Source organism: Streptomyces sp. NPDC001492, from assembly GCF_053597275.1.
Window position 1 is genome coordinate 314,714 of sequence record NZ_JBSFHW010000005.1, and the last position, 21,155, is coordinate 335,868.

The window sequence follows — 21,155 nt, forward strand, 5'->3', positions numbered from 1 at the left end:
GGTCTCTTCGTGATCGATCCTTCTGCGCCACCGGAAGCGTGGTCAGCGGCCACTGGTCCCCGCACGGACCCGTTGGTCCCCTGGCCGGATCCCCACTCGGCCCCTGTTGGGGGATGCGCAGCGGGCGCCTGATGGTCCGACTGCTCCGGTTTGAGAGCCTTCCCGGGTGCGCCTACGGAAGCGTGCGCCCGTCCCGCCGGTGGCCATCCACCTTGCGCGTTGGGGGGGGACAACATGCAGCGTGCCGCGCAGGTGGCCGCACCGCATCCCGACGACGGCAGGCAGCGGGCCCGCCAGGAGCATGTCGCCGAGCTGCTGGCCCGCACAGTTCGATCCAGCGGTCGGTGTGCCCGTCGCCGTAGGTCTGCAGCGTCTTGAAGGCCAGTTCCTCGGCGTCCGGGAGCTGCTTGACGACGACGGAGTACTCGGCGTTGACGCAGGTCTTCACCGCCGGGCCCCGGACGGTGTAGCCGTCGTCGGCGGCCGTGAACTTCCAGCCCTTGGGGCCTCGCCGTAGGACACGTCGGCGGGGGCGATGCCCTCGGGCAGAACCACGCGGATTTCAGTGATGCCGACGGTGTCGGACTCCGACTCGGCGTCGAAGCCGATCCCGACGTTCTCGGCGAGGGCTTGAGCCTTGTCCGACTCGACCTCGACGACCAGGGCGATGACGGTGACGGCCAGGGCGGTGGGCCGCGCGGTGGAGGGGTCTGGAGGCTGGACGTGCGGCGCACCCCAGGGGCGGTCGACTGGGTCCAGGTCCCCAACGACGGCCACCCGGAGCAGACCACGGAGATCGGTTCTTCACCGACGTGCCCGTGGTCGTCTTCCCGGTCAGCCGGCAGGACTCGGGCTCCGGCGTCTTCACCCTTGTTGCCGCGGTCCTCGGCCACGGTCTTCGTCCGCTGGGTACCAGCCGACCCGCGCCAGTGTCCGCTACGGTCTACCGGCCGCTGTCGCAGCCGTGCCCGTCGACGTCTACTAGTACCGAAACAGTGCCTCGGGAAAGCTCTCGTATGCCCCCTCGCCTCAGTCCCCGCACTCTGCTGGTCCTGGCCTCCGGCCTGGTCGTCGCCATCGCCGCCGCGGTGGCCACCGTCCTGCTGATCCCTGGCGACAACCAGCCGCCCGAGGAGGCGCTTCCGCTCCGCGCCGTGACTCAGCTCGCCCTGCCGGGCGACCACTCCCGCTTCGACTACGAGAGCCTCGACACCGGCCGCGGGCTGCTGTTCATCGCCCACCTCGGCGCCGGGGAGATCATCGAGGTGGACGTCCACGCGAACCGTGTCGTGCGGACGATCGGCGGCCTGCCCGGCGTCCACGGCGTTCTCGTGATCCCCGCCCGCCATCGGGTGTACGCCACCGCCACCGACGCCAACGAGATGGCGACCATCGACGAGACCACCGGCAAGGTCCTGCACCACAGTCCCACCGGCGACTACCCCGACGGCCTGGCCTACGACCCGCGGCACGGCACCGTATGGACCACCAACGAGTCCGGCGGCTCGGAGACCGTCATCGACGCCGACAGCGGAGCGGTCCGCGGCACCGTGTCCGTCGGCGGCGAGGCGGGCAACGTCGCCTACGACCCAGCCACCCGGCGGATGCTGGTCGCCGTCCAGACGCGCAACGACCTCGCCCTTGTCGACCCGACCACCCTCCACGTCACCCGCCGCGTCCCGCTCCCCGGCTGCGACCACGACCATGGCCTCACCCTCGCCCCCACCGACCGGCTGGCCTTCGTCGCCTGCGACGGCAACGCCCGGCTGCTCACCGTCGACCTGACCACCTGGCAGGTCACCGGCACCGACCGAGTCGGCCAGGAACCCGACGTCCTCGCCTACGACCCCGCCGCCCGCCGCCTCTACGTCGCCTCGGAGACCGGCTGGGTCACCACCGCCGACAACCACCACCGGCACCTGACGGTCACCGGCCGCGCCCGCCTCGCCGACGGCGCGCACGTCGTCGCAGTCGACCCGGCCACCCACCGCAGCTACTTCCCGGTCCCGCACGGCACGGACGGCCGCCCTGCGCTCCTCGTCTACCGCCAGGCGTCGTAGAAATGTGACCGTGGTTGCACTGATCGGCGACGGTGGAGGCAGGCGTCATGGAGACAAGCGCCTTCGCTCCCGAACACGTCTCGGTGCGGCGCGGTGAAGCGATCCTGCTGGAGGAGATCACCTGTGGCATGCCCGCAACGTTCCAGTCGGGGAGCGGGCGGTTCTGGAAGGTGACGGCGCCCGTCGTCGGTTCTTCCAGACGGTTGAGCAGGCGCAGCAGGGTGCTCTTCACCTGCCAGCCACACCGCCGTGCGCCTCGCCGAACGCGCCCTGTTCGACGACGCCCGCCGCCTGCGCCCGCTCGCCGAACTGCCCGCGACTCCCTGACGTCGCGGGCCTGTCCGGCCAAATCCCCACATTCATCACGCACTGCGCACCGATGCGCCATGATGGACCGGACATGACCAACCGCCAGGCCTCTCTCCGGCCGGCACGGCCGCATGGCCCCCACGGTGCCCTGGGCGGCCCCTCTCCCCGGCCGACTGCGTGGGCAATGCTGGCGGTGACCGCCCGTACCGGCGGAAAGCGTCTTCTCGGGACCGATGTCATGATCACCGCAGCTGCTGTACTCCAACTGCTCATTGTCGCGGGCGCGTTGTACGACACGGCCCGTCTGCAGGCGTCGCCCGGAGGCCGCCGTCGGATGGGTGTCCGGCTTCGGCGGCGTCGCGCCGCACTCGACGCGGCCGAGCGGCGCCTGGTGCGGCAGCGGCTGCTCGGGCGGATCGACGCGGCCATGTACCGGGAGAGGATGCGGACGATCGCGGACGGGCGACGCCCCCGGTAGGTCGCCACCGCCGACTCGGAGGAGGGAGGCCCCTGTGTGGCAAGGACCCGACAGTCCCTCGGACAGGTCCGGTCGCCCCTCTTCCCTGCGCGGCCGCGGAGTGATCATTGAGTTGGGCGCGGACGCCGGGCACTGCATCCGAAGGGGTTCCCCCGTCCCCGCCGGAAACGGCGTCCGTGTCAGGGGGACGGCCCTGCGAGGGGTCGTGGCCGCACGTGGGTCGTCGGCCGCGTGCCCGCGCGATCGCAGCAGCGCGGGCACGTCCCCCGCCTCGGCCGTGGACAGGGCCTGAGGGACAGGTCCGTGGCGCCGCACGGCCCCACGGTCCGGGCGGGCCATGGGGCCGGAATTCCCCAACCCATGGGGTCATGTGGCCCCTCTTGCGCCCAGCGCCCCGAAACGGCACCGAAACACGGCAGGACGACTGCTAGACAGAAGGTCGCCGCGCATTCGACGCGGCGGTCTTCGCACCCCCGTTCCCCCGCCCGGGAGGCTCCATGCTGTCCGCAGAATCCGCCGCCGTGGTACGTGCCACCCTGCCCGCCGTGGACGGAGCGCTCGACGAGATCACGACGCGCTTCTACGGGGCGATGTTCCGGGACCGGCCGGAACTGCTCGACGGGATGTTCAACCGCGGCAACCAGGCCGGCGGAGACCAGCCGCGCGCACTGGCCGGCTCCATAGCCGGGTTCGCGACCGCGCTGCTGGCCGACCCGGAGGCCCCGCCCGACGCCCTGCTGGCCCGGATCGCGCACAAGCACGCGGCCGTCGGGGTCACCGACGACCAGTACACGATCGTGCACAAGTACCTGTTCGGTGCCATGGCCGAGACCCTCGGCGACGCCGTCACCCCGGAGGTGGCGGCAGCCTGGGACGAGGTGTACTGGCTGATGGCCGGCGCCCTGATCGGCCGGGAGGCGCGCCTCTACCAGGACGCGGGCGTCGAGCCCGGCCGGATCTGGCGGCAGTGGACGGTCGTCGAGCGCCGCACCGAAACCGCCGACGTGGTGTCCTTCCTGCTCCGCCCGGCGGACGGCCGGCCGGCGCCGCGGGCGCGGGCGGGCCAGTACGTGAGCGTGCGCATGCTCATGCCGGACGGCGTCCACCAGCTGCGTCAGTACAGCCTGTCCTCGGACCCCGAAAGGGAGCTGCGGCGCATCACCGTCAAACGGGTCACCGGCGAACCGCACGGCGAGGTCTCCAACCTGCTGCACGACCAGGTCCGTGAGGGAGCCGAACTGACCCTCTCCGCACCCTTCGGGGATGTGTTCCTCGACGGCCCGGCCGCCGGCACCGACCCGCTGGTGCTGGTCTCGGCGGGCATCGGCTGCACCCCCATGACGGGCATCCTGGCCCATCTCGAGGCGGGCGGCTCCACCCGCCCGGTGCTGGTCCTGCACGCCGACCTCTCCCCCGCCGACCACGCCCTGCGCGCCGAGACCCGCGAGCTCGTCGGGCAACTGCCGCACGCCCGCGCGTTCTTCTGGTACGAGCGTCCCGGGGCCGAGGAACCCGACGCTTTCGAGGGCCTGATGGACCTCTCCGGAGTCGAACTCCCCGACGGCGCAACGGTGTTCCTGTGCGGCCCGCTGCCCTTCATGCGCGACGTCCGCGCCCAGCTGCTCCGCGCCGGGGTTCCGGCACGACGCATCCGGTACGAGGTCTTCGGCCCCGACCTGTGGCTGCCCGGCAGCGCGGCCTGAACCGCACTGCAACCTTCCAGGAAAGGATCCACGATGACCAGCGACAACTCCCAGGCCGCACCCGCGGTGCGGCTGCGTTTCGACGGCCCGGTGGACCAGGAGACCCTCGCCTACGCCCGTACGAAGATCGACGCCGTCGTCGGCCGTTCCGGCCTGCCCGCCATCACCGGTGAGGTACGGATCGTGCGGGCGGCCATCCGCCATGCCGACCGGCCCTGGCTGGCCACGGCCGATTTGCACGTCGGCGGTCGGCGGGTGGTGGTGGTCGCCGAGGAGTCCAGCGGCCGGGAGGTCGTGGACCTGCTCCAGGACCGGCTGCGCCGCCAGACCGACAAGGCCGCCCACGCCGGGCATCCCGGCCACCGGACCGATGCGCCGCCGTGGCGCGGCGGCGGTCAGCAGTCGGCGTAAGGCCTCCGTGGGAACGGCCCGATCGGTGACGGTCCACCGGTCGGGCCGCTGTCCTGTGCTGCCCCGCCGGGACGCGGGCCGACCGGCCCGCACAGGTGACCAACGGCCCACTGACCGGGCCCACGCGCGCACGAAAACGTGGGCGTCGTGGTTCCCGATCGGCAGGCGAGCACGAGGAGTTGTGTGATGGCGAAGGCGTATCTGGTGGGCAGCGGGATCGCGGCGCTCGCCGCGGCCACGTTCCTGATCCGTGACGGCGGATTCGACGGGGCGGACATCCACCTCTTCGAGGAACAACACACCCTCGGTGGCAGCCTGGACGCGGGCGGCAGCGTGGACGCCGGCTACAGCATGCGCGGGGGGCGGATGTTCGAGGCCGAGTTCCGCTGCACGTACGACCTGCTGTCCGCGATCCCCACGCTCGACGACCCCGCGGTGTCCGTGACCGAGGAGATCCTGGCCGGGCATGAGGAGTTCGCCTGGGACGACGTGGCACGTCTCGTCGACGGGGACGGAAAGATCGTCGACACCGCCTCCATGGGGTTCTCCGAGCGCGACCGGCTGGACCTGGTCCGGTGCCTGGCGAGCCCCGAGGGACACCTGGACGGCAAACGCATCACGGACTGCTTCGGCGAGCACTTCTTCACCACGAAGTTCTGGTTCATGTGGTGCACCACGTTCGCCTTCCAGCCCTGGCACAGCGCGATCGAGTTCCGCCGCTACCTGAGGCGGTTCATCCATCTCTTCCCGGAGTTCGCGTCGATGTCGGGCATCCACCGGACCCGCTACAACCAGTACGACTCGATCGTGCGTCCCCTGGCGGCCTGGCTGCGGGAGCGCGGCGTCACCGTGCACACCGGAAGCCGGGTCACCGACCTCGGCTTCGCACCGGGGCACGACGCCACCACGGTCGAGACCCTCTACGTCTCCCGGGGCGGCCGCGACGAGAAGATCGCCGTGGCCCCCGAGGACCTGGTCCTGGTCACCAACGGATCCATGACCGACGCCTCCAGCCTCGGCTCGCACACCACGGCGCCGCCCCCGCCCGGCCACCGCTCGCCGGCGTGGCTGCTGTGGCACCGCATCGCCCGCGGGCGCGAGGACTTCGGCAACCCGGCGGCCTTCGACAAGCACGTCAAGGAGTCCCGCTGGGAGTCGTTCACGGTCACCGCCAAGGATCCCGTCTTCCTGGACGCGCTGGCCGAGTTCGCGGGCCGTGAGACCGGCAGGGGCGGGCTGATGACCTTCACCGACTCCAACTGGCTGCTGACGATCGTCGCCAACCGCCAGCCGGTCTACCGCGACCAGCCCGAGGGCGTGTCCGTGTGGTGGGGCTACGGTCTGTTCCCCGGCCGCGCGGGCAACCACATCCCCAAGCCGATGACGATGTGCTCCGGCCGGGAGATCCTCGAGGAGGTGCTGCACCATCTCCACTTCGACGAGTCGGCGGCTGCCCGGGTCCTGGAGACCTCCACCGTCGTGCCCTGCCTGATGCCGTTCATCACCAGCCAGTTCCTGGTGCGCCGCCGCGAGGACCGGCCCCGTGTCGTGCCCGAGGGGTCGGTGAACCTCGCCTTCATCGGACAGTTCGCGGAGGTGCCCGACGACGTCGTCTTCACCGTCGAGTACTCGGTACGCACCGCGTGGACCGCGGTGGCCCGGCTCCTGAACCTCGACCGACAGCCTCCCGCGGTCTACAAGGGGCACCACGACCCCCGTGTCCTGGCCGCGGCTCTGGAGACGATGCACCGCAGGTGACCGGGTGCGGCTCGGCCGGTGGAAGGCGTGTGCGCGGCCACGCGGGCCGGCCGGCCTCGGCTGGGATTGGGCCGGCTTCCGTCAGCCGAGCATCCGCTTCCTCCACTGGGGGCCGACCTGCGCCCACTGCGCGTCCCACTCCGCAAGGCGCCGCCGGTCCAGCCGTCCGCGCGCGAGCCGCTCGCCGGCCAGGACCACGGCCCCGGCTCCCATGGCGGCCGCGGCGCTGAACAGCGCCGTCTGCAGCCATGCCTCGGTCGGGCTCGCGGGTTCGAGGACCAGCCTGCCCGTGTGATCGGTCCAGGCGGTGATCCGGGCGCCGACGGCGGTGCCGGGCTCGACCCTCGTGGTGCCGGTGTGCGTCGTACCGTCGGCAGCTGTCCAGCGCACCTTCGCCCACACCTTGTCGTCGCTGTACCCCGACGTCGAAACGGCCGGGATCCGTGGCGCGTCCTCGGTCAGCACCGCCGAGACGGAGTGCACCTCCGCGCGTCGTGCGGCGAGGCCGTCCTGCACCGCCCCGTGCGTCACCAGCGCGGCGAGCAGACCGCCGAGCAGGGCGAGTGTCCAGGCGGCGAGCACGATCCACGCTTCCAGCCGGTCGCTGCGGCGCCGCAGGGGATTGCGCCGCCACCGCCAGAACCTGACCCTCTTCGCCTTCGCACGGTGTGTCTTCATCATCGGTCGACACCCCATTTGCTGTACGTGCCGACGTCCTCACTGACGTCCTCCACCTGGAACGTCCCACGTCACGGCGGGCGGACGGGAGGGGCCGATCAGGCAGACCGCTGGGCCGACCGGCCCGCGTCATGGCGCCCGCCCGCCCGGTGCCTCCCGGCTGGCGGGGCCGCGCCGGGCCGGGCAGCGTGTACGTAGCGAGAGGGACGGTGAATGAGGTGGCCATGCAATCAGCTGAGCCGGTACCCCGGGTCGTCGTGGGGGTGGACGGTTCTCCGTCCTCGTTTGCAGCACTGCGCTGGGCGGCACGGTACGCGCAGGGCGTCGGCGGTGTGGTGGAGGCTGTCCATGCGTGGGAGACACCGTCGGAGGTGGGCTGGAGCGGCCCTGCGATCGACCCCGACTTCGACCTCGCGCAGGCGAGGGAGCGCTTCGCGGCGGAGCTGCACGCCGTCTTCCCGGACGAGCGCCCGCCCGGGCTGCAGGAGCGCCTGGTCGAGGGCGATCCCTCCGAGGTGCTGATCCGGGCCTCGGAGGAGGCGGAACTCCTGGTTGTGGGCCGTCGGGGGCGCGGCGGGTTCGCCCGGGCGATGCTGGGGTCGGTCAGCCAGCGCTGCGCCCAGCACGCGGCCTGCCCGGTCGTCGTGGTGCGGCAGGCCGACGATCCGTCGCGCTGACACTGCCGTCACTGGAAGGCGGCGTGGATCTCCTGTTCGGTGGCCGCGTGCGAGACGACCAGGATTTCGTCGCCGGGCTGGAGCCGCATCCCGGGTGCGGGCACGGTGGGTTGGCCGTCGCGGATGACGGTGGCGACGACCGTGCCCGCCGGAAGGGTGATCTCTGCGAGTGCGCGTCCCGCGGCGCGTGACTGCGGTGTGATGGCGGTTTCGATGACGTCGACGCCCGCCTTGCTCAACCGCAGCAGGGCGACGGTGTCCGTGGCGCCGGTGGCTTCTTCGATGAGGGAGATCAGCGGAGTGGCGGCGGGGACCGCGGTGTCGACGCCCCAGTTCCGGTCGAACAGCCAGGCGTTCTCGGTGTCGTTGACGCGTGCCGCGACCCGGGGCACCTCGAACTGCCGCTTGGCGAGCAGGCTGATGACGAGGTTGTCCTCGTCGTCGCCGGTGGCCGCGATGACGAGGTCGGCGGTCAGCACGCCCGAGTGTTCCAGGATCGCGGGTTCGCAGGCGTCCCCGGCCACGAGACGCACGGGCAGGTGGCCCTTGAGTCCGGCGACGCGGTCCTCGTCGATGTCGACGAGTGTGACGTCGCCGCGGGCCGCGGCGAGCACCTGGGCGATCTGGGTGCCCAGGCGTCCCGCACCGGCGATGAGAGCCTTCATGTCCCCAGCTCCTTGTCCAGAAAGCCGCGCAGGCGGCCGAGCGCGGTCGCCGCGACGGCGAAGGTGACCAGGTCGCCGGGTTCGGCGCGGGTGCTGTGGGCGGGCACCAGCGAACGGCCCCCACGGGTGACCTCGACGACGCGGATCTCGCCGTCCACGTCGAACTCGGCCAGCCGGCGCCCGCTGACGTAGGAGGGCAGCTCGGAGCGGACCAGCAGGGTCTCGCCGTTGCCGAAGGTGAGTTCCGGTGTGAGGTGGCGGTGCAGGAGCATCTGGTGGATCTGGTGCACCGTCCAGCGCACGCTGGCGATGGTGGGGATGCCGAGGTCGCGGTAGATGTCGGCGCGCCGTGGGTCGTAGATACGGGCCAGGACGACGGGCACCCGGTAGGTCTCCTTGGCGGTGCGCGCGCTGACGATGTTGCTGTTGTCGCCCGAGGTGGCGGCCACGAACGCGTCGGCGTGCTCGATCCCGGCGGCCTCGAGCACGGACCGGCTGTAGGCGTTGCCCTCGTGGAACCGGCCCGGGAAGCCGGCCGGCAGCAGTCTGCGGGTCCTGGCGCTGCGGTCGATGAGCTCCACGTCGTGGCCTTCGGCGACGAGCTGGACGGCGAGTGCGGATCCCACCCGGCCGCAGCCCGCGATGATCACCCTCATCGCACTCCTTCCTTCCGGCCGGCAGGCCGACGATGTCGCAGCCACCCCTTGCGGGCCTCTTCGGCCGCCAGCAGCAGCACGCCGAAGCCGACGAGAACGGCCCAGTCGGCGGCGGCGAGCGGGGCGGTGTGGAACAGGGCCTGCAGGGGCGGTGCGTAGCTGATGGCCGCCATCAGCGCGATGCCGAAGCAGCCGGCCGCCAGCAGCCAGGGATTGGACAGCAGGCCGATCCGGAACACGCTCTGCCGGTCGGTGCGCACGGCGAGCGCGTTGAAGAACTGACTGACCACGATCCCGGCCTGGACCATGGTGATCGCCTCCCGGTAGACGTGGTTGTCCTTGGTGAAGTCGGCGTACGGGATGCCGGAGGCGTGGATGTGCCAGAAGAACACGGCGCACACGCCGAGGGACTGAATGCCGCCGAGGAACAGGATCCGTCCCATCACGGCGGTGGAGAACAGCCGTTCGCGCCGGGAGCGCGGCGGGCGGTCCATGACGTCGGACTCCGGGGGCTCGGCGCCCAGGGCCAGGGCGGGAAGGACGTCGGAGCCGAGGTCGATCGCGAGGATCTGCACGGCGGTGATCGGCACCAGGGGGAATCCCGCGAAGGTGGCGGCGAGGATCGGCGTGAGCTCGGCGATGTTGTGGCTGAAGAGGTAGATCAGGAACTTGCGGATGTTCTGGTAGACGGAGCGGCCCAGGCGTACCGCGGCGGTGATGGAGGCGAAGGAGTCGTCCAGCAGCACCATGACAGCGGCCTCCCGGGCGACGTCGGTGCCGGAGGCTCCCATGGCGATGCCGATGTCCGCGTGCTTGAGGGCCGGTGCGTCGTTGGCGCCGTCGCCGGTGACGGCGACGGTCTCGCCCCGCTGCTGCAGGGCGGCGACCACGCGCATCTTGTGCTCGGGGCTGACGCGGCACAGCAGCAGTTCGCCCGAGTCGGCGAGCAGGGTGTCCAGAGCCTCGTCGTCGAGCATGTCCAGCCGGGCGCCGGTGACGACGGTGGGATCGGGCCGGCGGACGATGCCGACGCGGCGGGCGACTGCTTCCGCGGTCAGCGGGTGATCGCCGGTGACCATCACGATGCGGATGCCTGCGTGCCGGCAGGCGTCGACGGCGTCACTGACCTCCGGCCGGGGCGGATCCTGCATGCCGACGAGGCCCAGCAGGGCAAGGTCCGACTCGGTCTCGTCCTGGGTGGGACGGCCGCCGGGCAGGGACCGCGACGCCACCGCCAATACCCGCAGGCCCTGGGCGGCCAGTTCGTCATTGGCGCCGATCACCGCCGCCCGGAGGTTCTCGGTCAGCGGCCGCCGCTCGCCCTTCCATTCGACGGCGCTGCAGCGGGCGAGCAGTTCCTGCGGCGCGCCCTTGATGCAGGCGCGGAGATCGCCGTGCGGCTCGCGGTGCACGGTGCTCATCAGCTTGCGGGTCGAGTCGAAGGGGAACTCCGTCACGCGCGGCGTCGATGCCTCCTCGGCCGCCAGGTCGATCCCGGCCTTGGCGGCGGCGACGAGGATGGCTCCCTCCGTGGTGTCGCCGAGGACACGCCAGCCGTCGTGGTCCGATGGCGGGACCATCCGGGCGTCGCAGCACAGTGCCGCCGTACGCAGCAGCTCGCGCACCGGCTGCGGGTCGGTCACCTCACCGACGGGCGCGTATCCCACGCCGGAGACGGGGTGGCGGACACCGCCCGCCCACACCTGGACGACGGTCATCTCGGCCTGGGTGAGGGTGCCGGTCTTGTCCGTGCACACGACGGTGGTGGAGCCCAGCGCCTCCACCGCCAGCAGCTTCTTGACCAGGGCGTGCCGGCGGGCCATGCGCCGTACGCCGATGGCCAGCGACACCGACAGCGTCGCGGGCAGGCCCTCGGGCACCAGGGCGACCATCACGCCGAGGGCGAAGACGAAGGTCTCGACGAGGGGCCGCCCGGCGGGCAGCCGCACCGCGAACAGGAGGGCTCCGATGGCCAGGGCCGCGCCCGCCACCCTGCGGGCCATGGAGGCCACTTGGCGCTGCAGGGGGGTCTTCTGACGCGGTGCGGCGGACGCGAGCCGGAAGATGCGCCCGAACTCGGTTGCCGCGCCCGTCGCGAACACCACGGCCTTTGCGGACCCTGCCACGACGTCGGTCCCCATGAACACGCAGTTACGGGCCTCGAGCACCGGCCCGGCCGCCACCGGCTGGCGGGTGCGGCCGACGGGGTCGCTCTCCCCCGTCAGCGCCGCGTTGTTCACCGCGAGTTCGTGCGCCTCCACGAGACGGCAGTCCGCCGAGACCGCGTCACCGGCCTCCAGGACCACGACGTCCCCGGGGACCAGGTCACGCGCGGGCAGTTCCTGCCGCTCCCCGCCGCGCAGCACCCGGCACGTGTGGGGCACCATCGCCTGCAGCGACTCGGCGGTCCGTTCGGCGGAGTACTCCTGGGCGAAGCCGATGGCCGCGTTCAGCAGCACCACGCAGAGAATCGCGACGGCGAGCTGCAGGGTCCCCGCGTCCCGGGGGTCCTGAAGACCGTAGGCCAGGAAGGTGATCGCGGACGCGACGAGGAGTACGACCGCGAACAGGTCCGTGAACTGGCCGGCGAGGTCCCGCCACCAGCCTCTGCGCCGGGCCCTGGGCAGCTCGTTGGGGCCATGGCGCTCCCGCCGTGAGGTCACGTCGGCCGGTGCCAGCCCGCGGGGTGAGCTGTCCAGGGCGGCGAAGACGTCCCGGGTGGCGAGGGTCTGCACCGCGGGACCGCTCGCCGTCACAGCGTGACCACATGACGGGCGACGGCCTCGGACACCGCGACGGGAAGTGCCCGGACGGCGTCGCGGTGGTCGGCGTGGCGAGCAGCCATGTCCTCATCGTGGAGTCCCTCATTACGGCCCGCAATCGCGGAACCGGGCATCGCGTCCGGTGCCCGCGGCGACGCATGCACAGCGTTCATCCGTCGAGGATTCATCGCGTCGGGCCTCGCGGGCGCGGGGCCGTACGGACTCCGTACGAGAGCCGTTCGGCCCCGAACCGATGTCACGGCTGCCGGCGGGCGGACACGGTTGGTTCGGTGGGCCGGTCATCGGCGCGCGCAGGCGGATTGACCCGCGAGTAGCCGTGAAACTCCCACCTCAGGGAGCTGGCGTGGTCGATCTGCACCACCTTGGCGATGTCGAACTCGACCACCCGCAGGGCCCCGGGGTACTTCTGGGTGCGGGCGGGGTCCCAGTCGATGCGTCCCTGTCCGGTCAGCTGCAACGTGTGACCGTTTTCCCAGTCCAGGAAGAGCAGACCGGTCGCCGGGTTGAGATGCATGTTGCCGAGCGTCATGTAGAACTGATTACCGGTGTAGTCCGGCCAGACGATGGTGCGCGGGCCGGCGACCGTGACGAATCCCGGCATGCCGCCGCGGTGCGAGGAGTCGGCGCCGTGCTCGGGCGAGAGGCTCGCGATGAAGAACGTGTCGGCGCCCTCGATCCACCGCTGCTGGTCTTCACTGAGCTCTTCGCCGGTCACGGCCGGTCCGGCCCGGCCGGGTACGGTCTCCTTGACGGTGCGTGCCTGAAGGTACTTCGGGCAGTTGCCCAGCACCTGCTCGGTCCGTATGACGAGGCGGTTCCCGTCGCGCCTGGCGACTCCGTTCATCCGGATCCGACGTCGTGTCTGCGGCTGGAGGGCGAGCACACCGATGTCCCGTTCGGTCTGAAAGGCCTGGCGGAGCGGATCACCGGGCGCGGGCAACGCGTCGATGACGACGGTCCGTTCGTCCACCACTTCGGCGAAGCCGGGCGGCCCGTCGACGATGGTCGACCAGATCGCACCCTCGTCGTCGGCCCCGGCGATGACGAGCATGCGCTGGTCCCGGATGAACGGGACGAACCCATGGGGGATCTCCGGACCGAACATCGGAGAGCCCCATCCTGGCCCGCCCTCGCCCGCCTGCCGCTGGATCGCCTGCTCGCCCTCGTGCTCGACGTTCCTGATGTCCATCAGTCCTCCTTTGCGCCGGCCTGATCACTTCCAGGCGCGGTCGAGAAAGTCGGCGATCAGTGGGGCGATCTCCGGCAGATGGGTTTCCAGGGCGAAGTGGCCGGTGTCGAAGAGGTGGAGTTCGGCGTCGGGCACGTCGCGGAGGTAGGCCCGGGCGCCGGGCTCGGGGAAGAAGGGGTCGTTGCTTCCCCAGGTGATGAGGGTGGGCGGGGTGTGCCGGCGCAGCCATGCGTGCCAGTGGTCGTAGTGCTCGACGTTGGTGTGGTAGTCGAAGATCAGTGCCCGCTGGGCCTCCTTGCGGCCGGGCAGGTCGAGGAAGTGCTGGTCGAGCGTGTAGCCGTCCGGGGCGATGAGTCCGGGGTCGGGGACGCCGGTCTCGTACTGGCTGCGGGTGCCGTCGAGGGTGAGCAGGCCCTGGACTGCGTCCTCGGCGCCGGGGGTGTCGGGGGTCAGGCCGATGAGGCCGCGGGCCGCGTCGGAGAGCCCCTCTTCATAGGCGTTGCCGTTCTGCACGACCAGCCCCGCGATCCATTCCGGGTGGCGTTCGGCGACACGGAAGCCGATGGGCGCGCCGAAGTCGAAGACGTACATCACGAACCGGTCGAGGCCGAGGCGCCGGACGAAGCCTTCGGTGATGTCGGCGAGCCGGTCGAAGGAGTAGGTGAAGTCGTCCGGGGCCCGGGTGTGGCCGAAGCCGGGGTAGTCCGGGGCGATCAGCCGGTAGTGCGAGCCGAGCGCGTCGATGAGGCCGCGGTATTGGTGAGAACCGGACGGGAAGCCGTGCAGGAGCAGCAGTACCGGCGCGTCGGCCTGGTCCGGGAGGGACTCCCGGTAGAAGACGCGGACGCCGTCGACATCGATGTGGCGGTGGACGGTGCGGGCGACTGCGACACACACGCTAATCCCTTTCACTTTGATTCATGCATTAGGTATAGCCCCGGTCTGACTAACGCGTCAACCCGGCGATGTATCATTAGGCACATGAGTGATCTTGTGCCGCTGACCGGAGAACCGCTGGCGCTGGACCTGGTCAACACCCGTCCGACCGCGGGCGACCTGCTCGCGACTCCGGACGACCTGCGGGCCTGGTGGACCCTTCAGGCCGACCGTCTGCCGGACGAGGTGCCACAGGCGGTCACCGCTGCGGACCTGGCGGCCGTGCGGGCCGTACGGGAGCACACCGCCAGCGCCCTCGATCACCTGCGCCGGGGCGACGAGCCCCTGGCGGCCGACCTGGACGCGCTCAACCAGGCGCAGCGCGCCGCACCGGCGATCAAAGAGCTGGCATGGAACGGGTCGGCGGTGGCCGCCACGCGCCGGCGCGACGGCTCACCGGGCCTGCGGCTGGCCGCCTGCCTCGCGGAGGCCGCCGCCGAACTGCTGGCAGATCCGGCGGTCACCAGGATCCGGACCTGCGAGGCGGACGACTGCGTGATGCTGTTCCTGGCCGCCCATCCGCGCCGCCGCTGGTGCTCGGCCACCCGCTGCGGCAACCGGGTGCGCGTCGCCCGCCACTATCAGCGCAACAAGGCCAGATGACCCGCGCGTCCCATGCCCTTGGGTCCCCGTAGTCGCTCCCGGCACCCGGAGCCGGGGACGGCGGGCTCACCGCCGTGCCAGCCCGAAGACCGCCAGCCGCCTTCGTGGCGATATACCCCGCCGGGTGTTCATCGAGGGGGCTGACGGCTGGTCCGGCCCCGGCGATTGTGTCCAAAGGCGGGACGAACGGCCCTGCCCCCGAGCCGGGCGAGGACGCAGGCTGGGAGGCGAGACGACGTAGTCGATCCCCTCGTCAGGGAGACGGGCGCCGGGCATGAACCCCGAAGCCACGGGCGCAACCGACCAGACGCGGGTGCTGGTCGTGGAGGACGACCGTGGCATCGCGGAGTCCCTGGTACGTGGTCTGCGGCAGGCCGGCTATGCCGTCGAGGACGTGCGGACCGGGCGGGCCGCGCTGGCCGCGCCCTCCCCCGATGTGGTGCTGCTCGATCTGGGGCTGCCGGACATCGACGGGGTCGAGGTGTGCCGGCGGCTGCGGGCCCGGTCCACCGCGGCGATCATCGCCGTGACCGCCCGGGGTGAGGAGGCGGACCGGGTGGTCGCCCTGGACGAAGGCGCCGACGACTATCTGGTCAAGCCGTTCGGGCTGGCCGAACTGCTGGCGCGGATACGGGCCGTGCTGCGCCGTCGGCGTCCGGCGCAGCCGGAGATCCTGCGGCACGGGCCGCTGGCGCTCGACCTGCGCACCCGGCAGGTCTCCGTCGACGGCCGCACGGTGGCTCTGACACCGAAGGAGTTCTCCCTCCTTGAGTGCCTGGCCGCCGACCCGGGCCGGGTGGTGAGCCGGCGGCAGATCCTGGAGCGGGCGTGGGACGCCCATTGGTACGGGCCCACGAAGGTGCTCGACGTGCATGTCGCGGCGCTGCGCCGCAAGCTGGGCGTGCCGGGACTGATCGAGACGGTGTACGGGCACGGCTTCCGGCTCGGAGTGGTCCAGGAGTCCCAGGAGCAGCCGTGACCCGCCGGATCGCCTGGACGCTGCTGGCTCTGACCTCCGTGTTGCTGGTGCTGGCGGTCGTGCCGCTGGCGGTGTCGATGACGGCGCGCGAGCGCGTCTCCTACCGCGACAACCAGCGGGCGGCCACCCGCGTGATCGCCGCGGCCGCCGAGGAACACCTCTCGGACCACAAACCGGCGACCGCCATGCGCAAGGAACTCGACACTGCGGCCCGGGCCGGGGACTGCGCCGCGGTGTACGACGCCTCGGCGCGCCTGGTGGCCAGTACGCCCTGTACGGCGGCGCAGGGCGAGGAGGCGGCGGAACTGGTGGGAAAGGTGCTGGCCGGGCACGAGCCGGAACCGCCGGAGAACGAGGGCCGGCTGCTGGCCGCGGAACCGGCCGGTGAGGTGCGACGGCCCGCCGGAGCCGTCGTCCTGGCCCGCTCCGCGGCCCCGCTCGACGCCCGTGTCGCCGCGATCTGGGGCTGGTCCGCCGCGATCGGCGCCGCGGGACTGGCCGCGTCCGTGCTGCTGTCCGTCCGCCTGGCCCGCTGGGTAGGCCGTCCCCTCTCGACGCTGGACGCCAGTGCCCGGCGGCTGGGCGAGGGGGCCCTCGACGAACGGACCGACGTCGGCGACGGACCCCCGGAAGTGCGCCGGCTGGCCGCCACCTTCAACACCATGGCGGCCCGCACGGAAGCCCTGGTGCACGGCCACCGGGCGGTGATCGCCGATGTGTCCCACCAACTGCGCACTCCGCTGGCCGCGTTGCGGCTTCGGCTCGACGTCCTCGCCGCCGGCGCCGAGGAAGGCACCGCGACGGAACTGGCCGCCGCCCAGGAGGAGATCGCCCGGCTGTCCCGGCTGGTCGACGGGTTGCTGGCGGTCGCCCGCGCCGAACAGGCCACACCCCGCCCGACCGCGGTGCGCGTCGACGAGGTGGTGGCCGAGCGGGTGGCTGCCTGGTCGCCCGTGGCGGAGGAGCGCGGAGTGGGGCTGAGCGCCGTGTCCGCGGGACCCGCGGTGACCGTCGCGCTGGGCGCGGGCCACCTGGAGCAGATCCTCGACAACCTGATCGCCAACGCGGTGGAGGCCGTGCCCGCCGGCGGGAGCATCACCCTCGACGGCCGCGAGGCGGGCGGACGGGCCCGGGTGCTCGTGCGGGACGACGGGCCGGGGATGACGCCCGAGGCGAAGGGGGTCGCATTCCACCGGTTCGGGAACCCGGAAGCCCGGGGCAGCGGCCTGGGGCTGGCCATCGTCCACCGGCTGGTCACCGCCAACGGCGGTACCGCACGTCTGGAGGACACGCCGGGCAGCGGGCTGACCGTCGTACTGGATCTGCCCCTGTGGCCGGAGCGCGGGCACGAGCGGGGGGTCGCGTCGCGGTCCTTACCGGTGGACCGGACGGCGGATCGGAACCGGTAGATCTTTACGGGTTCTGAAGAAGACGCGAACCAGTTCCCGAGTGCCGTCAGCACAGCCTGGAGAAGCACGCACCCGACGCGGGCCGCCGATTCACCAGGAGCGCTGCGATGGCACCCTCACCCGACGACTTCCACCGGACTCCCTCCCCGGCCGGTTCCCCGCACGCGCGCGACCACGGCCTACGGCGCAGCCGCCGCATCACCCGGTGGATCGCCGTCACCGCCGTGGCCGGCGCCGCGGCCCTGGGCAGCCTCTACACCCACCTGCTGCCGGGCACCTCGGCCTCCCCCGCGCCGCCGGGCCCGCCCGTGCAGCACTCCGCCCCTTCCACCGTCACCACCACGGCGAGAGGGGACGACCACGAGCAGGGCGAGGACGACGACGAGGGCGCAAGCCCGGTCACGCGGTCGGCACCGCAGCCCCCCGCCCAGCCGCCGGCCCCCTCCCAGGCACAGCCGCACACCACGACGGGGGCGTCATGACCACGCGCGCCCAGACCCCGGCCCAGACCGTCTTCCCTGCTCTGGGCACCACGGCCGCCCTGCTCGTGACCGACCCGGGCGCCCTGCCCGCCGCGACGGCGGTCCTGCGCGCCGAGCTGGTCACCGTCGACCTCACGTGCAGCCGCTTCCGGCCCGACTCCGAACTCACCCGCGTGAACCTGGGCGCGGGCACCTCGATGACCGTCAGCGCATACTTCGCCGAAGCGCTCCAAGTCGCCCTATGTGCCGCCCGGATCACCGACGGCGCCGTGGACCCGACCGTGGGCAGGGCGGTGATCGCGCTCGGCTACGACCGCACCTTCGCCTCCGTGCGCCCCGACGACGCCCGTCCGCTGCCCGTGTCCCGTCCCGCGGCGGGTTGGCAGCGGATCGTCTTCGACCCGCACACCCGCCGGCTGCGGCTGCCTCCGCACACCCGCCTGGACCTGGGCGCCACCGCGAAGGCCCTCGCCGCGGACCGCGCCGCCCGCACAGCCGCTGCCGTCACCGGCAGCGGGGTCCTCGTCAGCCTCGGCGGCGACCTGGCGACGGCCGGGCCGACACCCGAGGGCGGCTGGCGGATCGCGCTCGCCGACGACCACGCACGGCCCGTCACGGAGCCGGGCCCCACCGTTGCCGTGACGGCCGGAGCGCTGGCGACCTCCGGTATCCGGGTGCGCACCTGGCGGCGCGACGGGCGCACCCTGCACCACATCGTCGACCCGGCCACCGGTGAGCCCGCCGCACCCGTCTGGCGCACCGTCACCGTCGCGGCTGCCACCTGCGTGGACGCCAACACCGCGAGCACCGCGGCGATCGTGCTGGGCGACCGGGCCCTTGACTGGCTGCGTGGCACCGCCCTGCCCGTGCGGCTGGTCGGCGTCGACGGCGCCGTCGTACGCCTCGGGGACTGGCCGGCCGATTCCCGCGTTCCCGACCAGGGAGGCAGGCGATGACGGCCCTGGCCCTGACCGGCAGCCCCCTGTGGTACGCCAGCCGTGCGAGCGGCACCCTCTCCCTGATCCTGCTCACCGCCACCCTGGTGCTCGGGATCGCCTCCGGCGGGCGCTCCGTACCGCGCCGGATCGGCCGGTTCGAGGTCGGCCTCGTGCACCGCAACCTGTCCCTGCTCACCCTGGTGTTCCTCGCCGTGCACGTGGTGACCGCAGTGCTCGATCCGTTCGTGCACCTGGGATGGGCGGTGTCCGTGGTGCCGTTCGGCGCGCCCTACCGTCCGCTGTGGCTCGGGCTGGGTACGGCCGCGCTCGATCTGCTGCTGGCGGTGCTGGTGACCAGCGCGCTGCGGCTGCGGCTGGGGGTGCGGCGCTGGAAGGCGGTGCACTGGCTGGCGTATGCGGCGTGGCCGTTCGCTCTCTTCCACGGCGTGGGCACCGGCACCGACACGCGGCTTCCCCTCCAGCTGTGGCTGTACGCCGGGTGTCTGGCCTCGGTGGTCGGTGCCGTGTGGTGGCGCCTGGCGAAGGCGGGCCCGGGACGGGTGGCCGGGCGTCTGGTGGCCGCCGTGACTGCGACCGCCGTACCGGTGGTGCTCGCGGCGTTCCTCGCCGCGGGGCCGCTGCAGCCCGGCTGGGCCCAGCGTGCCGCCGCGTCCACGATCCTGCTCGGAGGTGGACGATGAACTCCTCGACCGCGGAGGCCTTCGCAGCCGGTCACCCCTGGGCCGAGCCGGGCGATCCCGCCGCGGCCCGTCTGCTCGCCGGGTGGCACTCCACCGGGCGACCGGCCACACTCACCGATCATCTGGGGCGCTACGGTCCGCCTCCCGAGAGCCGTACGCCGATGTCCCTGGTGGAGGCAGTCGAGGCGGCGGGGCTCACCGGACGCGGCGGCGCAGGGTTTCCCACCGCCCGGAAACTGCGTGCCGTCGCCGCGCGCCGTCGCCGCGCGGTGGTCGTCGTCAACGCCATGGAGAGCGAACCCGCCAGCCGCAAGGACCAGTTCCTGCTCGCCGTCGCACCCCATCTTGTCCTCGACGGTGCCGTGCTGGCCGCCGCCGCGGTCGGCGCCGACACCGTCCATCTGTGCCTGCCCCGCGACCGCACGGCCCAGTACAGGCAACTCGGGGCGGCTCTGGCCGAGCGCCGGCGCGCCCGCCTCGACCGGGTGCGGGTGCGCCTGCACGCCCTTCCGCACGCCTACGTCTCCAGCGAGTCGACCTCGCTGGTCCGCTGGCTCAACGGAGGTCCGGCCCGTCCGCAGGGCGGCCCGCGCACCCACGAAAGGGGCGTCGCCCGGCGCCCCACGCTCGTGCACAACGCCGAGACTCTCGCCCATCTCGCCCTCATCGCCCGACACGGCCCCCGCTGGTTCCGGCAGGCCGGCGCCCCGGACGAGCCCGGCACCACGCTCGTCACCGTCTCCGGCGCCGTCGCGGCTTCGGCTGTCCTCGAGGTCGCGCTCGGCACGCCTCTCGCCGTGCTCCTCGACCGTGCCGGAGGCCCGACGGAACCTGTGCAGGCGGCCTTGCTGGGGGGCTTCGCCGGCACCTGGCTCCCGGCGGAGCATCTGCACACGCCCCTCACCCGCCGCGATCTGGCGCCGCTGGGTGCCGCGCCCGGTGCGGGCGTGCTCGTCGCGCTGGCGCACTCGGCCTGCGGGCTGAGCGAAACTGCGCGGATGCTCTCCTATCTGGCCGCCCAGGGCGCCCGCCAGTGCGGTCCCTGCCATTTCGGCCTGCCCGCCGTGGCCGAGGACTTCGCCGCCCTCGCCGCCGGACGGGCCGACGCGGATCTGCTGTCCCGCCTGCATCGCCGGACCGCTCTGCTGCCGGACAGGGGCGCCTGCCGCCACCCGGACGGTGCCGCCCGCCTCGCGGCCTCCGCGCTGCACACCTTCGCCGAGGACGTCGAGCGGCACCTCAGCCGCGGCGCCTGCGAAGCAGCCCGTCGCGCACCCCGGATACCCGTACCGCCTGCCACACCCCCGGAGGGATGGCGATGACCCGCACCCGGAGCCTGCACATCGACCGCATCGCCTGTACGGGCCAGGGCCTGTGCGCGGAACTGCTGCCCGAGCTGATCGACCTCGACGAATGGGGCTACCCCGTGGTCAGGGACCGGGCTGTCCCCGAAAGGCTGCGCGCGCACGCCCACCGGGCCGTCGGCGCCTGCCCCCGCCTGGCTCTCCGCGTCGAGGACGCCGAGCCGTGACGAGGCCGCGACCACCGCTGGTCAGGTCAGCGGCAACGGCTCCGACACGGCCGTACCGACCCGGGCGCGTACCCGTCCTCCAGGGCGGCGATCCTCTCGGCGGAGATCTCGCGGGCGAGCTCCGCCGTGTACGCGATCTTGCCGTCGCGGTGAGCGTCGCGCACCCGGCTGATGAGCGGTCAGGAGTCCTCGTCGCCGGGCCCGGGGGT

23 protein-coding genes are annotated in these 21,155 nt (G+C 72.6%); 14 read left to right on the forward strand and 9 right to left on the reverse strand.

Annotated features, from left to right (window positions below):
* Positions 1-172: 172 nt before the first annotated feature.
* Both ACWC1K_RS09200 and ACWC1K_RS09205 read right to left on the reverse strand, forming a co-directional pair.
* The gene (locus tag ACWC1K_RS09200; protein WP_450829733.1) at positions 173-448 is read right to left on the reverse strand and encodes a DUF1775 domain-containing protein; all 276 of its coding nucleotides are present in this window, start codon (positions 446-448) and stop codon (positions 173-175) included.
* The gene (locus ACWC1K_RS09205; protein WP_450829735.1) at positions 445-777 is read right to left on the reverse strand and encodes a hypothetical protein; all 333 of its coding nucleotides are present in this window, start codon (positions 775-777) and stop codon (positions 445-447) included. The genes ACWC1K_RS09200 and ACWC1K_RS09205 overlap by 4 nt, the downstream gene beginning before the upstream one ends.
* Before the next feature lie 239 nt (positions 778-1,016).
* On the opposite strand from ACWC1K_RS09205, the gene ACWC1K_RS09210 reads away from it, so the two are divergent.
* The 5 genes from ACWC1K_RS09210 to ACWC1K_RS09230 all read left to right on the forward strand — a co-directional run bounded on the left by ACWC1K_RS09210 (position 1,017) and on the right by ACWC1K_RS09230 (position 6,719).
* Entirely contained in the window at positions 1,017-2,060 is a 1,044-nt protein-coding gene (locus ACWC1K_RS09210; protein WP_450829737.1) for a YncE family protein, read from the forward strand.
* A gap of 547 nt (positions 2,061-2,607) precedes the next feature.
* Entirely contained in the window at positions 2,608-2,847 is a 240-nt protein-coding gene (locus ACWC1K_RS09215) for a hypothetical protein (protein WP_450829739.1), read from the forward strand.
* A 497-nt stretch (positions 2,848-3,344) separates the two neighbouring features.
* The gene (locus ACWC1K_RS09220; protein WP_450829740.1) at positions 3,345-4,550 is read left to right on the forward strand and encodes a globin domain-containing protein; all 1,206 of its coding nucleotides are present in this window, start codon (positions 3,345-3,347) and stop codon (positions 4,548-4,550) included.
* Positions 4,551-4,583: 33 nt separating this feature from the next.
* Positions 4,584-4,961 carry a hypothetical protein gene (locus tag ACWC1K_RS09225; protein ID WP_450829742.1) on the forward strand — a complete coding sequence of 126 codons (378 nt, stop codon included), beginning with the start codon at positions 4,584-4,586 and terminating at the stop codon, positions 4,959-4,961.
* Positions 4,962-5,144: 183 nt separating this feature from the next.
* Positions 5,145-6,719, forward strand: coding sequence for an oleate hydratase (locus tag ACWC1K_RS09230; protein WP_450829856.1), 1,575 nt, complete (start codon positions 5,145-5,147; stop codon positions 6,717-6,719).
* A gap of 81 nt (positions 6,720-6,800) precedes the next feature.
* On the opposite strand, the gene ACWC1K_RS09235 is transcribed toward ACWC1K_RS09230, so the two are convergent.
* The gene (locus ACWC1K_RS09235) at positions 6,801-7,400 is read right to left on the reverse strand and encodes an Rv1733c family protein (RefSeq protein ID WP_450829743.1); all 600 of its coding nucleotides are present in this window, start codon (positions 7,398-7,400) and stop codon (positions 6,801-6,803) included.
* Positions 7,401-7,621: 221 nt separating this feature from the next.
* Between ACWC1K_RS09235 and ACWC1K_RS09240 the strand changes: the two genes are divergently transcribed.
* Positions 7,622-8,074, forward strand: a complete 453-nt coding sequence (locus ACWC1K_RS09240; RefSeq protein ID WP_450829745.1) for a universal stress protein — start codon at positions 7,622-7,624, stop codon at positions 8,072-8,074.
* Positions 8,075-8,082: 8 nt separating this feature from the next.
* Here the strand turns inward: ACWC1K_RS09240 and ACWC1K_RS09245 are convergent, their stop codons facing one another.
* From ACWC1K_RS09245 to ACWC1K_RS09265, 5 genes are all read right to left on the reverse strand, one after another.
* Positions 8,083-8,739, reverse strand: a complete 657-nt coding sequence (locus ACWC1K_RS09245) for a potassium channel family protein (protein WP_450829746.1) — start codon at positions 8,737-8,739, stop codon at positions 8,083-8,085.
* On the reverse strand, positions 8,736-9,395 hold the full coding sequence (locus tag ACWC1K_RS09250; RefSeq protein WP_450829748.1) for a potassium channel family protein: 660 nt from the start codon (positions 9,393-9,395) through the stop codon (positions 8,736-8,738). Before ACWC1K_RS09250 ends, ACWC1K_RS09245 begins: the two co-directional genes overlap by 4 nt.
* Entirely contained in the window at positions 9,392-12,151 is a 2,760-nt protein-coding gene (locus ACWC1K_RS09255) for a cation-translocating P-type ATPase (protein ID WP_450829750.1), read from the reverse strand. The genes ACWC1K_RS09250 and ACWC1K_RS09255 overlap by 4 nt, the downstream gene beginning before the upstream one ends.
* 262 nt (positions 12,152-12,413) lie before the next feature.
* Positions 12,414-13,367 carry a pyridoxamine 5'-phosphate oxidase family protein gene (locus ACWC1K_RS09260; RefSeq protein ID WP_450829752.1) on the reverse strand — a complete coding sequence of 318 codons (954 nt, stop codon included), beginning with the start codon at positions 13,365-13,367 and terminating at the stop codon, positions 12,414-12,416.
* Between the two features lie 24 nt (positions 13,368-13,391).
* A complete protein-coding gene (locus ACWC1K_RS09265; protein ID WP_450829754.1) occupies positions 13,392-14,264 on the reverse strand; it encodes an alpha/beta fold hydrolase in 873 nt (290 codons plus the stop codon).
* Positions 14,265-14,348: 84 nt separating this feature from the next.
* On the opposite strand from ACWC1K_RS09265, the gene ACWC1K_RS09270 reads away from it, so the two are divergent.
* The 8 genes from ACWC1K_RS09270 (at position 14,349) to ACWC1K_RS09305 (ending at position 20,946) form a co-directional block, all read left to right on the forward strand.
* The gene (locus ACWC1K_RS09270; RefSeq protein ID WP_450829756.1) at positions 14,349-14,906 is read left to right on the forward strand and encodes a CGNR zinc finger domain-containing protein; all 558 of its coding nucleotides are present in this window, start codon (positions 14,349-14,351) and stop codon (positions 14,904-14,906) included.
* Positions 14,907-15,180: 274 nt separating this feature from the next.
* Entirely contained in the window at positions 15,181-15,885 is a 705-nt protein-coding gene (locus tag ACWC1K_RS09275; RefSeq protein WP_450829758.1) for a response regulator transcription factor, read from the forward strand.
* On the forward strand, positions 15,882-17,294 hold the full coding sequence (locus tag ACWC1K_RS09280; protein WP_450829759.1) for a sensor histidine kinase: 1,413 nt from the start codon (positions 15,882-15,884) through the stop codon (positions 17,292-17,294). Before ACWC1K_RS09275 ends, ACWC1K_RS09280 begins: the two co-directional genes overlap by 4 nt.
* 107 nt (positions 17,295-17,401) lie before the next feature.
* Positions 17,402-17,776 (forward strand): hypothetical protein, encoded by a 375-nt coding sequence (locus tag ACWC1K_RS09285; protein ID WP_450829761.1) that lies wholly within the window; start codon positions 17,402-17,404, stop codon positions 17,774-17,776.
* On the forward strand, positions 17,773-18,732 hold the full coding sequence (locus ACWC1K_RS09290) for an FAD:protein FMN transferase (protein ID WP_450829763.1): 960 nt from the start codon (positions 17,773-17,775) through the stop codon (positions 18,730-18,732). The genes ACWC1K_RS09285 and ACWC1K_RS09290 overlap by 4 nt, the downstream gene beginning before the upstream one ends.
* Positions 18,729-19,415 (forward strand): ferric reductase-like transmembrane domain-containing protein, encoded by a 687-nt coding sequence (locus ACWC1K_RS09295; protein WP_450829765.1) that lies wholly within the window; start codon positions 18,729-18,731, stop codon positions 19,413-19,415. The genes ACWC1K_RS09290 and ACWC1K_RS09295 overlap by 4 nt, the downstream gene beginning before the upstream one ends.
* Positions 19,412-20,737, forward strand: a complete 1,326-nt coding sequence (locus tag ACWC1K_RS09300) for an NADH-ubiquinone oxidoreductase-F iron-sulfur binding region domain-containing protein (RefSeq protein ID WP_450829767.1) — start codon at positions 19,412-19,414, stop codon at positions 20,735-20,737. Before ACWC1K_RS09295 ends, ACWC1K_RS09300 begins: the two co-directional genes overlap by 4 nt.
* The gene (locus tag ACWC1K_RS09305) at positions 20,734-20,946 is read left to right on the forward strand and encodes a ferredoxin (RefSeq protein ID WP_450829769.1); all 213 of its coding nucleotides are present in this window, start codon (positions 20,734-20,736) and stop codon (positions 20,944-20,946) included. Before ACWC1K_RS09300 ends, ACWC1K_RS09305 begins: the two co-directional genes overlap by 4 nt.
* A gap of 26 nt (positions 20,947-20,972) precedes the next feature.
* Here the strand turns inward: ACWC1K_RS09305 and ACWC1K_RS09310 are convergent, their stop codons facing one another.
* Positions 20,973-21,110 carry a hypothetical protein gene (locus ACWC1K_RS09310; protein ID WP_450829770.1) on the reverse strand — a complete coding sequence of 46 codons (138 nt, stop codon included), beginning with the start codon at positions 21,108-21,110 and terminating at the stop codon, positions 20,973-20,975.
* Positions 21,111-21,155: the final 45 nt, after the last annotated feature.